Raw genomic sequence first — 14,715 nt, 5'->3', positions numbered from 1 at the left:
GAAAACTGCTAACAGCCTTATAAAAAGACTGTTAGCAGTGAATATTATTTTACCACAGGAAAAGCCACTATCCTCAACTTACTGCAACCATAAGGAATTAAAGTAATTTTTTCTGTCTTATCATTAACCTCACCTAAGTAAACGCCATCACGGGCTGTTACAGGTTGGCGGGCAACGCCCTCTATAATTTTCCAGCTTGGGATTTTCTTTCCAATGGTTTGTATTTCAATTGGAGCATTGACACTATTCCACACAAATGCTTCAGTTTTAGGTTTGATTGTTACACTTGAATTTTCTATAGTCTTTTGAATGACAGCGCGAGGTAAACCATAATTCCAATCGCTCTTAGGCTGAATATCATAATAAGTACCTTCTTCCTTAATTTCCCTTTTAGTCCATTCTTCCTCAATTTTTAAGGCATATACTAACGGCCCTCTTTCAATTGCCCGGGAGTTTTTAGCCCAATTTGAGGTAGTAACTTCCATCGGTAATTGTAAAGTGAGTTTATCACCATTAGCCCATAATCTTTTGATTCGGGCTATTTTACCTCCTTTTTCAACGCTAAGTTTTTGCCCGTTCAGTAACAAAGTAGCTTCCTTACACCAGACAGGTATTCTTATTTCTAAAGGAAAATCAACTGATTTGGGGGTATTGATGGTAAAGTTTATCTGGTCTTCAAACGGATAGTTGGTTTCTTCTTCGATGCTTACTTCTGTACCATTACCTACTTTGGCTTTAATAGTACTTGGGGCAAATAATAAAGCTGCCAGACCCTTATCTGGGGTTGCATACCATAGATGTGAGGTGAATTTTGTCCATCCTTGGTGCATATTGGCTGTGCAACAGGTGTAACCCGCATAAGGCCCGAAAACGTTGCACATACCACGCTGAAAAGGCAAAGAAAAATCAAACACTCCACGACTTACCTGTACCTGATTGGCTATCTGAAAATATTGTCTTGAATTGTAATCATCGGTAGTCTGGGTGGGTAGTGCATTATAAGTCATGCGTTCCAGTGCATCGGCATAAGTGAGGTCTCCGGTAATTCCTAATATCTGTTCCAACGAAAACATCGTTTCTACAATGGAGCATAATTCAATACCCTGAGTCGGGTCATTGCCATGTAAGTCTTCGTCACCTGAATACATGCCATGCGGTAAGCCATGCAAAGTCATTAAATCTGTCCAACCTGTTTTCAGGCTTTTTAATAAATCAGGATTCTTTTTTGACTGATAATAAATGGCAGGTAGTTTGATACCCATGCCCACATTGACTGCGTGCCTGTCCATCCATTTTTCATCTGTCTGGTTAGAAGCGGCCTGCATCACCCAGTTGCGTTTACCTAAAAGGTACGTCCAGGGAGTTGTTTGTTGATAGATAGTGTCTCCTAATTCTAATAGAAACTTATCGCCTGTAATATTGTATAACCAATATACCGACATCAGGTTATCACCACCCCGAGCTTGTGCCCATTCTGTCCACTTGACTAATGGGCAAGTTTTAAGGTTCTGGTGCTGGTATTTAAAATAATTGGTTAGGCATCTTATAACTCTCTTATCGTTTGTGGCAGTATAATATTGTTGTAAAACTTTTATCATCACCATTTTGGGCCACCAGTCGTCGCCTTGCTGGCAGTCTGACAGCGTTTTGCCTGCTCGTTCATCTTTAGTAATGCCTCCAATATATCCATTAGGACGTTGGTTATCCAGTACCCAATCTACGTATTTTTTAACCTTCTTTTTTAAGTTCTCGTCGTCTAATAGATAGGCAAGGGGCAGAGCGCCATCAAGCCAGTAGGGGGTTTCTTCCCATGCGTCTCCTTTGCCACCTAACCAACCATTATCGTTCATGATTTTCGGATAATACTCATCCAGGTGCCCCGTTGTACCATTGTTCATGATTGCTAACTGGGTATGCAACCAGCCTTTGGGTTTTACAGCACCCAAAGGCAATTCAATATATTTAAGCGGTGCAAGAGGTGCTTTGTTGGCAATATAAAAAGAATTTTGTGCCTGGATTTGAACGGTACTAATAGCAAAGGATAGAATAATGAAGGACTTTTTTATCATAGTTGAAAGGTTGTTAGTTTAGAACAAAGTAAAAGTAAGTGATTTTGGGGAATTCTAATTTTACTTCCGGGTTACCTTAGAAAAATCAAGGTATCTATACTTTCCTAAAATGCTTTGTTGAAGACTTAATTCATAGGAGCCACTCTCATAAGCGGCTTTAACGCTTATTTTCTCAATTTTTAATTCCGGTAACTTTTCTTTGCTATTCTCGTTTAGCAATTCGTGGAAAACTCTTCCGTTCATAGAAGCCGGAATAGGAAGTTTATGCAAATGTAAAATGGTGGGGACAAGGTCAACATTAGAGGTAGGCAACTGACTTTCGTAGGCTTTTTTAAAACTTGGCCCTGAAGCAAGTAAGGCAATTTTTACTTCGTAAGGACTTAAACTGCCATGACCAGCTACACCCTTAGCATAACTTGTTCCGGCATAACCCTTGTCGTTTTTATCATCATTCCAATTATAATCCACTAAAATATCTGCTGTTCGGCTTGCATGATTCCAGTGAATGGCGTCATAAGAAAGTGTTCCATCAATAAAACCCTTATTATCTCCGGCTTTCAGTGCTTTGGTATAAATACCACCTACCCATTCCTGTGCCTGTAATTTGCTTACTATTTGTTGAATCTTAGCTTTGTCATGGTTTTGTACATAAATAGCTCCCTCCGAAACCACTACATCTTCACTATCTTTATTTTGTTTTAGCCCTTCTTTTATCAAAAAATCAGCGACATTGGTTTTACCTATAAAAGTTGCGAAACCGTGGTCGGCAGATATGATGATATTAAAATTATTAGTGAGACCCTTTTGCTCAATATCCGCAATAATCCGACCAAACTGCTCATCAACAATTCTGATTGATTCCATGGCAAAGTCAGAACCAATTCCGAATGTATGAGCAGTTCCATCGGGATCAGTAAACCATACAGAACTTACAAGAGGACCGTCTAATGTAATGCCATATTTAATCAGTGCATCAGTAATCCATTTATTCTGTAGCAAATTGGGTTTGGGTTTCACACTTTCCGGAATTGGACCAATTTCCTTTAAAACTTTTTCATTTAATGTTTCAGGCAAAATCATACTGGTGTTAATAACTGCCCCTTCACCAACCTTATGGTTCTGTAATAATGCTGAACCGGTGGAACCTGAACTGAAAACCATCATTTTCTTACCAGCCTTTGTCAATATTTCACCCAAAGAAATGGTTGTCAAAAGATTTCCATTTTCCGATTCATTGATTTTATTCAGATTCTCAGCATCTCCTGTATTTAAGCCCTGTTTTTTATCGACTTTCGGAAAATAAACGGTGTTTCCCATCAGGCCATGCGTTTTAGGGTAGCTGCCTGTTGCATAAGAAGAAGAATTAACTCGGGTTACCGTTGGAAATACACTATGGTGATTTTTGCCATACGCTCCATTTTTACTGAAAGCATACAGATTCGGCATATTCTCAGGGGTGATATAATCAGGTCGTAATCCATCAAAAAAAATGATAAGGGTTCTTAAATTATTAGGATTTTGTGCCTGAACCAATTGAATACTGAATAAAAGGTATAAGAAGATAGAGACCTTTTTAGGTAAGGGTTTCATAATATGAAGCATTGCTTGGTATGGGGAATAGGATAAGTGTAATAACAATAATGCAAACTAAATTACGCCATTTGGCACTAATCAGACTATTTGGCTTTTTAAATTATCTATTAATTTCTTCAAAATTCCCGACCCCTTCTCTGATGACTTCAAAATCATCATCAATAGCCAGCACAACGGTTGAGGGTTCAATGCCACACCAACCACCATCAATGATAATATCGGCCTTGTCTTTATTCTGGTCGTAAAGTATTTCTATTTCATTTGGATATTCAATAATATCGTCAATATCATCTTTTACAGAGGTAGTAATAATCGGATTACCCAAAAGTTCAATGATGCGCTGGGGAATCTGGTGGTCAGGCACCCTTACACCTATTGTCTTACGGTTGGTCTGCATGATTTTAGGTAAATCCGCAGTAGCAGGAAGAATGAATGTGAAAGGCCCGGGTAGGGCTCTCTTTAGTAGTCTGAATGCGGTATTGGATACTTTGGCATAAGTAGAAATATTGCTCAAATCGTGGCAGACAATTGAAAAGTTGTTATGTTGGGGTTTGATACCTTTAATCTTACAAAGCCGCTCAACGGCTTTGGTACTGAAAATATCGCAACCCATAGCATAGACCGTATCGGTCGGATAAATGATTATTCCACCACCTTTCAGGCAATCTACTACCTGACGAATCTTACGTTCATCGGGGTTAGTCGGAAATATTTCTATAATTTCGGTAGCCATATATTTACTATTGTGTGGGCAATTTAATTGAGCATTTCAATAAAACAAAAAGGTTCGGGGTAAAGTTTATCCCGAACCTTTCTTTGTCATTTATCTATGTGCTTAAATCATTTACTTTTCTTGTCTTTTTTTCCTTTAGATGCTTGTAAATCAGTTGATTTTACCGCATTCATTTCAAAATAATCAACAGTCAGGCTTGCGAGAGATTTCATGCCTAATGTAAATCCTGATTCATCTATATAAAAATCGGGTGTATGATGCGGAGCAGGATTGCTTTGTCCTTTTGGTTTACCACCCAGGAAAAAGAATAGACCAGGAACCTTTTGTTGAAAAAAGCTAAAGTCCTCTGCCCCTGTTTGTACGGGTTGCACATTTACATTCTCTTTACCGGCAATTGCTTCCAATGTTCCAATCATCTTGTCGGTCAAAGCAGGGTCATTATAGGTAACCGGGTAGCCCGTTTCAATTTTTACATCTGCGGTTGCTCCGGCACTTTCTGCGATATTTGTTGCCACTTCATTGATTCTGCGATGTACTAACTGACGTTGTTCTGTGCCAAAAGTACGGATAGTGCCAATCATCTCAAGCGATTCAGGAATGATGTTCTGACGGATACCGCCATGAATAGCACCCACCGTAACAATAGCAGGGTTTTCAGTAATATTGACATTGCGGCTTACAATGGTTTGCAAACCCATCACAATCTGTGCAGCAGTAACAATCGGGTCAATACCAGACCAGGGATTTGCACCATGTGTTTGTTTGCCTTTTAATTTTATGCCTAACTGATCTACCGCTGCCATCGTTGCGCCGGGACGATACCCGATTTTACCCACTTCGGTTACCGAACTGATATGCAGACCAAAAATGGCATCTACTTTAGGGTTTTCCATGACTCCTTCCATTACCATCAATTCTGCCCCTGATTTACCGTCCTTCAGTAGTTTAGCATCATAAACTCCTTCTTCGGCTGGTTGAAAAATAAATTTCACGGTCCCTGCCAGGTCGTTTTTCATAGAGGTCAGAATCTCTGCTACTCCCATCAGAATGGCCACGTGAGAGTCATGGCCACAGGCGTGCATTACTCCGGTTTTCTGGCCATTATATTCAGTCATAACTTTCGATTTGAAAGGCACGTCAACCCGCTCAGTAACAGGTAAGCCATCCATGTCGGCACGAAGTGCTACAACAGGCCCGGGTTTACCACCTTTTAAAATTCCTACTACTCCGGTTACACCAACTTTTTCCTGCACTTCAATTCCTAATGACCGCAAATGGTCAGCTACAATTTTCGCGGTTCTGAATTCAAGATTTCCTAATTCAGGATTTTCGTGAAAATCACGACGCCATGTAACAACTTTCTTTTCAAGACCATCTGCTGCTATATTAATTTTAGGCTTTAAAGCTGATTGGCCAATGGCAACACTACAGGAAACTGTAAGAAGACTGATGAGGAGATTTCGCATTAATGAAATTTAATTTAGGTATTTTAATTGATTGAAGGCGGTCGGGTCGGCTAAATTACTGAGATTAGCTCAAAATTCCAAGCTATTTTATGGCATTGTAGGCTTCAACCATTCGGTCGGTTGATAGAATATCCGCTCCATTATTCACAAAATTACGATAAAGATTATCTCCTTTCAGTGCGGCCATTTTGTCAAGATTGCCTAAAGTGCCCAGAATAGTGCAGATACCTTTTTGATGCAAAAAAGCATTAAAATCTTTATTGGGCTCTCTTGTACCTATAAAAGCTACCATATTTTTATCAGGAACACCTGCCTCATGATGGCGCTCATATTCTTTCATGTCTCTTACAGTTACTGAAATCATTAGACCTGGGTCTAATTCATGCACCTTTTTTGCCTGATTGGCATCGTAAACAATAATCATACAGTAATTCTCTGCATGTAATTTTTTAACCATTGCCACCACTTTTTCATAGGGTGTATTTCGTTTAACATCTAAACCATAAATTACCTTATTCTTACCCCATTTCAATACTTCTTCAAGTGTGGGTATTTTAAAAGATGTCAGGGTTCCGGCATTGTCTTTCAACTTCAAATCTTTTATGTCATTCCAATTCTGTGCAATGATTTTTCCTTTTCCGGTGGTAGTTCTGTCTAAAGTATTGTCGTGCATCATCATTAATACACTATCTTTTGTCATTTCAATATCACACTCGATAATTGTAGGAATTCTGCTTGACAGAAATGCGAACGACTCAATGCAGTTTTCAGGATAACCCGGAATATCACCACCACCTCTATGAGAGGAAATCATGGGTTTAAAATCGGTACTGTATTTTAAATAAACCATCAATCCTTGCTTCGGAACAGGAATATGCGTTTTTTGAGGAACAGGTCGGCAGGAGAGTACTAAAACAAAAAAAAGCAGATAAATGAATTTCATTTTTATAGAATGTGATAAAGTGATTGGCCGACAAACTTATTGAAAAAATACAAGTGCTTGCTGATTTGTCTGTTTTTTATAGTTATTCATTATGTCCTTAGCTGCTAAAAGCCCATGCATGCCATAGACCATTAAACAAACAGTGCCTCCACTGCCACCACCTGTTATTTTTGCCCCGTAAACTCCCGAGTTTACTCCTTTGGCATGAGCCATTTCGACTATCATATCTGTTGACTCATTGCCTAACCCACATTGATTATAACTTTGATGCGACTGATACATTAATTCGCCCATTAATGGCAGTATTTCGTAATAATTTTCCGGTGAAAGACTTTTGAGCATTTCAGTAAAAATTCTCACCCGATGATTCTCATAAATCGGGTGTTGAGTACTTGCTTTAATATTGTAAAAAGTATCAGGTTTAATAATAGCTAATGGGTCAGTTACGACTCCATAATTACTAATAAAATCTTTTCCATACATAGAATCAAGGCTTTTAACAAATCTTGTTTCATATTGAGAGGGTGAAATATTGCTTAAATAGCCGGAATAGGGTAAAAGATGATTTTGAACACTTTTCAGGTCATGTTTAGCTACACCTTGTTTTTGAGCAATGATTGAAAAGCCCATAGAAGCTGCTGTACGTACTTCTCCATAAGATGCACCACTTACGGCATGTTTTACCCCACTGTCAATTCCTACAAAATGTAAATTTGGCGGTATTTTTATGGCTGAAAATACCTTATCAGGCTGACATAAAATAGGTAATAGATAATTGTTCTGTCCAAAATAGGAAGCTAATTGATCCATCAAGCCGCAGGGAGCACCCACAACCAGATTTTCAGCTTTTTGTGCAAGAACTGGCAATTCTGTTCCTGAAAATTCAATAGAAAATAATTCTCCTAATGCCTTCAGAGTAGCTACTTCAATAGCGGCTGAAGATGAAACACCCTTACCAAAAGGTACATCAGATTTTAACAGAATATCAAGTCCGCCCGGCTTTAAGTGCTTTTCATTCATTAAAACCAAAAAACAACCGACAATATAAGAACCCCAGTCGCCCCCTTCTAATTGTTTCAGGTATTGGTTAGCCTCTTTATAGCTTTTAGGTAAGTCTTCCAAATCTATAAATAATTCGTTGTTACCATCAACGTCAAGGCTTTTGATATGCAATTGATTATAGCTTCTATGCCCAATAGTTACCGTGGCCTTTTCTTTAATTGGCATCTGCAAAACCATTGAGCCCGAATAATCTGCAATTCCTCCCATCACATCCAGCCGACCTGTTGAGTTTGCCTGAATTAAAGCCTGATTATCACCAAAAAAGTTTCGTAAAACTGAAGAGCTATTTGAGTTAATTTCCATAGAAACACACAAAAATAAAAGAGATGCTTTAGCAGGCATCTCTTAAAAAAGATATAATGATTTATAATTTCTCAATAATCAATGCGCTTGCGCCTCCACCACCATTACAAATGGCGGCTAAACCGTATCTGCCATTTTTCTGGTGTAGTACATTGATAAGTGTGGTAACAATTCTTGCTCCAGAACAACCCAGAGGATGCCCAATTGAAACAGCACCACCAAAAATATTTACATTTTTGTAAGATAATCCAAATTCTTTGCAGAATACCATTGGGACTACTGAAAACGCTTCGTTTACCTCAAAAAAGTCAATATCAGAAATTGTTAAACCAGCTCTTTCAAGCGCTTTGCGAGCCGCAAAAATGGGAGAGGTTGTAAACCATTCAGGTTCTTGTTCTGCATCAGCATAAGCAATTATCCTTGCTACTGGTTTTAAATCATGTGATTGTACAACTGCTGCAGAAGTTAATACCAAAGCCGCAGCCCCATCATTAATGGTTGACGCATTGGCGGCAGTTACTGTACCATCTTTTGTGAACACAGGTTTTAAAGTAGGGATTTTTTCGAAAATTACATTTTTATATTCTTCGTCCTGACTTACTACTTTAATATTCCCTTTTCTATCAATTACGTCAACCGGAGTTACTTCGTTTTCGAAATACCCTTTCTCCCATGCCTCAGCCGAGCGCTTGTATGACTGTATAGCATATTCATCCTGTTCCTGGCGGCTGATATTATATTTAGCTGCGGTAGAATCTCCAAAGCATCCCATCGCCTGCGGCTGATAGGCATCTGTTAAGCCATCTTTAGCCAAACCATCAATCAGAACGCTATTGCCATATCCATAGCCATATCGGGCCTTTTCAAGATAAAATGGAATCATTGACATATTTTCCATCCCTCCGGCAACTACCATCTGATTTTCACCTAATTCGATTGACTGGCTCCCAAAAACAATAGACTTCATACCAGATGCACATACTTTATTGACAGTAGTTGTATTAGTTCTGACTGACAGCCCTCCGTATATAGCGGCCTGTCTGGCAGGTGCTTGCCCGATATTTGCCTGACAAACATTTCCGAAGAACAATTCATCGATGGTGTCAGGGTCAATATTCGCTTTTTTTATGGCTGCTTTAATGGCTGTTGCGCCTAATTGAGGGGCAGAAACAGATGATAATGAACCCCCAAAGCTTCCGATTGGAGTTCTAACAGCAGAAATAATATAAGCCTTTTCCATTAGATGTGAATTAAAATAAAACTGTTACAGGATTCCCTGTAACAGTTAAACAAAATATCTGTAAACTTAATTTCACCAGCTTTTTTTCTTGTGGCCACTCATGGCATAATATAAAATAAACAAATAGAGTGGAATCATAACTGCATAAGCCTGTTGCGGACTTTGGATAGCATCTGCCACAGCACCATACACTAATGGTAAAATAGCTCCACCAGCAATCATCATAATCAGCCATGCTGAAGCAATTTTGGTAAATTTACCTAAACCATCTATGGCTAAAGGCCAGATAGCAGGCCACATAATAGCATTAGCCAAACCTAAAATGGCAATACAAATCACCGAAGTGAATCCGGTAGTAAACAAGGCTAAAATAGTTACGATTACGCCAAGAATGGCTGATAGTTTTAACCAGGTTTGTTGCGAAACATATTTGGGAATCAGGAAAATACCTAAAACATATCCTAACATCATCAGCCATAAAGTATAAGTACCAAACTGGCTTGCTTCTTCTTGAGGAAAACCTAATGAAATACCGTAACTAATAATGGTGTCTCCAGCAATTACCTCAACCCCTACATAACAAAACAATGTAATTAATCCTAAAACCAGGTTAGGGAAATCGAATACGCTTTTCTTATTGCTGAATGCACGTTCGTCGATACCTTCCTGCTCTTCACTTACTTCGGGTAAACCTTTTGATAGTTGTATTAAAACGGCAAGAATAATTAGTACACCTGTAAGAATCAGGTAGGGTACTACTACTTTATCTAAGTGGTCGGCCGCTGTGGCAGCAGCGGCTCCGCCAGCTAACAAAATACCTCCAAAAACCTTCTGACTGATAATACCAGCGGTTTTATTGGCAATACCCATAAAACTGATTCTTTGAGCTGCGCTTTCTCTTGGCCCGAGAATAGTTGCGTATGGGTTAGAAGCTGTTTGCAAAAGTGTTAAGCCAATACCAATTGTAAACAAACCCACTAAAAATAAGGCATAAGACTCTGCTTTTGCGGCAGGAACAAAAATGAGCGTACCAATAGCCATTATTCCCAAACCTAAAGACATTCCTTTTTTGAAACCTACTTTCTTTAGTACATAAGAAGAAGGAATTGCCATAATTGTATAAGAAATAAAAAAGGCAAATGTAACCAGATATGAACTGGTATTGCTTAGCCCGAATGCCTGCTTAAAAAACGAGATAAGCGTACCGTTTACCCAGGTAACAAAACCAAATACAAAAAACAGGATACCAATCAGAAAAAGAGGGCCAAGATAGCTTTTATTATTTTGTTCCATATGAATAGGGTTAAGAAATCAGGTAACTGATTTGTAAGATAAATTTGTTCAGGTTATAATTAATGTTAATACTCATCATTCAGGCCAAACATTCTTTTTCTGGTACGCCATTTACCTCTGGTAAAGTCAGGTATTTCAACAGAAGAACTTCCTCTGGCAATGGATAATTCAGAAAGCGGACTGATGGCACTCCAGGCTGCTGCATCATACACATCAATGGGTGGCGCAACTTTTCTTTTGATAGATTCAATAAAGGCTCGGATTACAAAAAAATCCATGCCCCCATGTCCGGCATTTACGGCATCTTGTTCAAACCTTTTCCATAAAGGATGATCGTACTCCTTCTGATACTCAGCAAAAGGCTCCCAGGTATCATGTTTCTTAGAAGTTCCTTCTATATAAATCTGGTTGCCGTCGTTCATCCAAATCCCTTTAGTTCCCTGTGCTCTGAAACCTAATGAGTAAGGGCGAGGACTGCTTGTATCATGGATAATGACAATATTTTCGCCATTGGCACATTGAATGGTTGTCGTTACAATATCACCCAATTTGAATTTTACTTTGGCATTGGGGTGGTTTTCACCACCATTGGCAACAATATAATTGTGCATACCTCTTGCTTTTGTTGCCATTGAGGTTAAATACAAAAACTGGTTTCCATAATTAATATCCATCCAGTGGGCTACAGGGCCTAACCCATGAGTTGGATATAAATCTCCGTTTCTATCTATGGAGTGCTGAGTTCTCCAACGAGATTCGCTAAATCCTTTTTCACCAAATTCTACTCCTTTGCCATAGGCTGACTTTCCGTCATTCAGTTTTACAAAACGCAAATCGTGTTCGTAGCCACAGTGTCCATAAAGCATTTCGCCAAACATTCCTTTTCTGACCATATTTAAAACAGCCATAATATCGCGTCTGTAACAAACGTTTTCCAATATCATGCAATGTGAACCTGTTTGCTCAAAAGTATCCACCAAATCCCATGATTCCTGTAAAGTAACAGTGGCCGACACTTCAACACCTGCATATTTGCCAGCTTTCATAGTGGCTACCGCCATCGGCACGTGCCATTCCCAGGGTGTAGATATCACTATCCCATCCAAATCATCTCGTTTCACCATGTTCTCAAAATCTCTTTCTCCTTTGGTGTAAGTGGCTGGAGCAGGTTTATTGAATTTCTGGAAAATCTTATTGGCTTCTGCTATGGAATTTTTATCAATATCGCAAATAGCCGGAACCTCAACATCAGGTCGATACATGACTTGTTGAAGGTGGGTTCTACCTCTTAAACCAACACCTATAAATCCTAATCTCACTTTTTTGTCTTCTATAGGTTTCTTTTTCACGATAAATGGCAGGCTTGACGTGGCCAGGCTGGCAGAGATAAAGTCGCGTCTTTTCATAGTTTGGTTAAGAAAGATTTTTTGCAAAAAAATAGACTAATTACGCAATTTCAAAAGTTTAGTGTATAAATATTATTTTATTCGTAACACAATCGCTTATTTTTGTACATAAATCATAGCACAAATATTGATGATTGACAAAAATAAAAATCCTGATTACAAGCATTTATCTATTGAGGAAGTAGGGGAGGCTCATTTTTCTGCAAATCCTGACACGCCTCTGCGAGAAGATGCCTTTGATATGGATGATGAGACCAAGATAGAATTAATTGAAGTACATTTCAGGGAGATAATGCACATCTTGGGGCTCGACCTTTTAGACGAAAGCCTGAGAGGTACGCCGCACAGGGTAGCTAAGATGTATGTGAAGGAAACTTTTGCAGGACTGAACCCTGACAATAAGCCAACCATGACATTGTTTACCAACGACTACAATTACAATGAAATGCTGGTAGAGAAAAATATTCAGTTTTACTCTAACTGTGAGCATCATTTTGTGCCTATCATTGGTAAAGCTCATATTGCGTATATTTCAGGTGGTAAGGTAATAGGATTATCGAAGCTACACCGGATTGTTAATTATTATGCCCGCCGTCCACAGGTACAGGAGCGAATGACTATGCAAATTGGCATTGCTTTAAAGGCTGCTTTGATGACAGAAGATGTGGCTGTAATGATAGACGCAGACCATCAGTGCGTATCTTCAAGAGGGGTAGCTGACCAGACAAGTTCAACTATAACAGCTTATTACGGAGGAGTGTTCAAGGAAGAAGAGAAAAAAAATGAATTTCTGAAAGTTTTGAGCCTTTGATTTTATCAGATTTTAAGGAATATTACCACTCGATAAATAGATAGTTTAATAATTTGGTGTAGCAAAAAACTTTTTTTAGCTTGCCACTCTGTTACAACTTATTTACTACCAGTTATTTACCACTCCTTAAAATCATGAAAAAAACTCTCCGTATTCTTGGCTTTACACTTCTGTTTGTTGTGATTGCCATTGGAATTGCCTTAGCTTATGTAAAATTTGCTTTACCTAATATTGATGCTCCCGAAGACCTCCAGGTGGAGGCCACGCCGGAAAGAGTTGAAAGGGGTAAGTATCTTGCTTATCATGTTACGGTGTGTATGGACTGTCATAGTGCCCGTGATTACAATCTTTTTTCGGCACCGTTAGTGGCAGGTTCAGACGGAAAAGGTGGTGAGGTATTTGACCAGAGTTTTGGTTTTCCGGGTAGATTCATTGCCAGAAACATTACCCCATTTAATTTGAAAGACTGGTCGGATGGTGAAATTTATCGTGCGATTACATCAGGTGTAAAAAAGGACGGAACGCCTATCTTTCCGGTGATGCCTTATGCTTACTATGGAAAAATGGATAAAGAAGACGTGTACTCAATAATTGCCTTTCTACGGACATTAAAACCAATTGAAAATGTAACTGACGAGCCAAAGGCTGATTTTCCGATGAATTTTATTTTGAATACTATTCCGACTGCTCCTGCGCATCAAAAAATCCCTGATTCAAATAATGAGGTAGAGTATGGCAAATATCTGGTTTATAGTGCAGGTTGTTATGAATGCCATACCAAGCCAGATGATAAAGGGAATAAAGTAGCAGGAATGGATTTCGCAGGTGGTTGGTCATTTAATATAGGTGGTGGTAGAATTGTTACTTCTGCCAACATTACTCCTGATAAAGAATCAGGTATTGGTAATTATACAAAAGAATCATTCATTACCCGTTTTAAAACTTATGGCGATAGTACTTATAAAGCACATACTGTTGGTAAAGGGGAATTTAATACGATTATGCCCTGGACAATGTATGCCGGAATGACAGAGAAAGATTTGGGAGCTATTTATGAGTTTTTAAAAACTATAAAACCGATTAAGAACCCGATTGAACGCTTTGTTTATAAGCCGGAAACAAAAATTTAACTGATAAAGTCAAATGGAGTCCTGAGAGTAGCTCTAAAGGCTACTCTTTTTATTTGCCGTATTTCAACCAAAATTAACCACTTGTAAGATTGATAAAACCACCCGTCAATCGCTTATTTTGTGATTTTTTGATTCGGAATAGATTTGTGGTATCAAACCGAACAATCAAAGTTTTTAAATGCCATGAAAAAAATTATTGCCATAGCTGTACTTGTACTTATTTCAATTGCTGCCAAGTTTCCAAAAAATTCTAAAGCGGAAATAGCCAGAAAAGGATTTACGGCTGCTATTAATAAAGATGTTACTGCTTTTGAAGAAATATGTGATAGCAACGTGGTTATAAGTATTTATACAGATGGGGCAGAATCATCTAAAACCGTTTTTAAGGGAAAAGAAGGCGCTATGGCTTTTATGGAGCATAGAAATAATTTTGAAGTGTATAATTTTACAAATATGCAGTTCAAAGAGTTAGGCGAGAAAGTAGTGATAACCGGACGTTTTGAAGGGAAATTAATTGGTAAACCTGATTTTACAAAAGACTATGTTGGAGTAGCTGTTTTTAAAGACGATAAGGTACTTTATTATTATGCCTTCTGATATTTAAGTTATAATGGGTTCGGTTAATACAACAAATTTAACTGAACCGATTTCTTTTTCAGGAGACTT

General features: G+C 38.5%; 12 protein-coding genes. 3 read left to right on the top strand and 9 right to left on the bottom strand.

All coding sequences use genetic code 11. From position 1 onward, the window contains the following. Positions 1–44 precede the first annotated feature (44 nt). The 9 genes from EWM59_RS03060 to EWM59_RS03020 all read right to left on the bottom strand — a co-directional run bounded on the left by EWM59_RS03060 (position 45) and on the right by EWM59_RS03020 (position 12,108). Positions 45–2,069: a beta-L-arabinofuranosidase domain-containing protein gene (locus EWM59_RS03060; protein ID WP_130019474.1), complete on the bottom strand. Its 2,025-nt coding sequence runs from the start codon at positions 2,067–2,069 to the stop codon at positions 45–47. Positions 2,070–2,129: 60 nt separating this feature from the next. After that, on the bottom strand, positions 2,130–3,659 hold the full coding sequence (locus tag EWM59_RS03055; RefSeq protein WP_130019517.1) for an alkaline phosphatase family protein: 1,530 nt from the start codon (positions 3,657–3,659) through the stop codon (positions 2,130–2,132). Between the two features lie 103 nt (positions 3,660–3,762). Beyond that, complete coding sequence (locus EWM59_RS03050) at positions 3,763–4,395, bottom strand: L-threonylcarbamoyladenylate synthase (protein ID WP_130019473.1); 633 nt, start codon at positions 4,393–4,395, stop codon at positions 3,763–3,765. Between the two features lie 107 nt (positions 4,396–4,502). Next, positions 4,503–5,861 carry an amidohydrolase gene (locus EWM59_RS03045; protein ID WP_130019472.1) on the bottom strand — a complete coding sequence of 453 codons (1,359 nt, stop codon included), beginning with the start codon at positions 5,859–5,861 and terminating at the stop codon, positions 4,503–4,505. Positions 5,862–5,943: 82 nt separating this feature from the next. After that, positions 5,944–6,804, bottom strand: coding sequence for a glycerophosphodiester phosphodiesterase family protein (locus tag EWM59_RS03040; protein WP_130019471.1), 861 nt, complete (start codon positions 6,802–6,804; stop codon positions 5,944–5,946). Between the two features lie 36 nt (positions 6,805–6,840). Beyond that, a complete protein-coding gene (locus EWM59_RS03035) occupies positions 6,841–8,208 on the bottom strand; it encodes a galactokinase (protein ID WP_130019470.1) in 1,368 nt (455 codons plus the stop codon). Positions 8,209–8,230: 22 nt separating this feature from the next. Then, positions 8,231–9,409, bottom strand: coding sequence for a thiolase family protein (locus EWM59_RS03030; RefSeq protein ID WP_130019469.1), 1,179 nt, complete (start codon positions 9,407–9,409; stop codon positions 8,231–8,233). Between the two features lie 72 nt (positions 9,410–9,481). Further along, positions 9,482–10,702, bottom strand: coding sequence for a sugar MFS transporter (locus EWM59_RS03025; RefSeq protein WP_130019468.1), 1,221 nt, complete (start codon positions 10,700–10,702; stop codon positions 9,482–9,484). Positions 10,703–10,767: 65 nt separating this feature from the next. Next, a complete protein-coding gene (locus tag EWM59_RS03020; protein ID WP_130019467.1) occupies positions 10,768–12,108 on the bottom strand; it encodes a Gfo/Idh/MocA family protein in 1,341 nt (446 codons plus the stop codon). 130 nt (positions 12,109–12,238) lie between these two features. Here EWM59_RS03020 and folE point away from each other — a divergent pair, with 130 nt between their 5' ends. The 3 genes from folE to EWM59_RS03005 all read left to right on the top strand — a co-directional run bounded on the left by folE (position 12,239) and on the right by EWM59_RS03005 (position 14,646). After that, complete coding sequence (gene folE / locus EWM59_RS03015) at positions 12,239–12,919, top strand: GTP cyclohydrolase I FolE (protein WP_130019466.1); 681 nt, start codon at positions 12,239–12,241, stop codon at positions 12,917–12,919. Positions 12,920–13,053: 134 nt separating this feature from the next. After that, the gene (locus tag EWM59_RS03010; protein WP_130019465.1) at positions 13,054–14,049 is read left to right on the top strand and encodes a c-type cytochrome; all 996 of its coding nucleotides are present in this window, start codon (positions 13,054–13,056) and stop codon (positions 14,047–14,049) included. Between the two features lie 183 nt (positions 14,050–14,232). Then, entirely contained in the window at positions 14,233–14,646 is a 414-nt protein-coding gene (locus tag EWM59_RS03005) for a nuclear transport factor 2 family protein (protein ID WP_130019464.1), read from the top strand. Positions 14,647–14,715: the final 69 nt, after the last annotated feature.

Source organism: Emticicia agri, assembly GCF_004168285.1.
Taxonomy (GTDB): Bacteria; Bacteroidota; Bacteroidia; order Cytophagales; family Spirosomataceae; genus Emticicia; species Emticicia agri.
Note: the sequence above shows the minus strand (reverse complement) of the source record. Positions and strands in the feature narration are given on the sequence as shown.

Bases quoted from the DNA above. Each gene is read 5' to 3' on its own strand.
- EWM59_RS03060 (WP_130019474.1), bottom strand. From the start codon at position 2,069: ATGATAAAAAAGTCCTTCATTATTCTATCCTTTGCTATTAGTACCGTT.
- EWM59_RS03055 (WP_130019517.1), bottom strand. From the start codon at position 3,659: ATGAAACCCTTACCTAAAAAGGTCTCTATCTTCTTATACCTTTTATTC.
- EWM59_RS03050 (WP_130019473.1), bottom strand. From the start codon at position 4,395: ATGGCTACCGAAATTATAGAAATATTTCCGACTAACCCCGATGAACGT.
- EWM59_RS03045 (WP_130019472.1), bottom strand. From the start codon at position 5,861: ATGCGAAATCTCCTCATCAGTCTTCTTACAGTTTCCTGTAGTGTTGCC.
- EWM59_RS03040 (WP_130019471.1), bottom strand. From the start codon at position 6,804: ATGAAATTCATTTATCTGCTTTTTTTTGTTTTAGTACTCTCCTGCCGA.
- EWM59_RS03035 (WP_130019470.1), bottom strand. From the start codon at position 8,208: ATGCCTGCTAAAGCATCTCTTTTATTTTTGTGTGTTTCTATGGAAATT.
- EWM59_RS03030 (WP_130019469.1), bottom strand. From the start codon at position 9,409: ATGGAAAAGGCTTATATTATTTCTGCTGTTAGAACTCCAATCGGAAGC.
- EWM59_RS03025 (WP_130019468.1), bottom strand. From the start codon at position 10,702: ATGGAACAAAATAATAAAAGCTATCTTGGCCCTCTTTTTCTGATTGGT.
- EWM59_RS03020 (WP_130019467.1), bottom strand. From the start codon at position 12,108: ATGAAAAGACGCGACTTTATCTCTGCCAGCCTGGCCACGTCAAGCCTG.
- folE (WP_130019466.1), top strand. From the start codon at position 12,239: ATGATTGACAAAAATAAAAATCCTGATTACAAGCATTTATCTATTGAG.
- EWM59_RS03010 (WP_130019465.1), top strand. From the start codon at position 13,054: ATGAAAAAAACTCTCCGTATTCTTGGCTTTACACTTCTGTTTGTTGTG.
- EWM59_RS03005 (WP_130019464.1), top strand. From the start codon at position 14,233: ATGAAAAAAATTATTGCCATAGCTGTACTTGTACTTATTTCAATTGCT.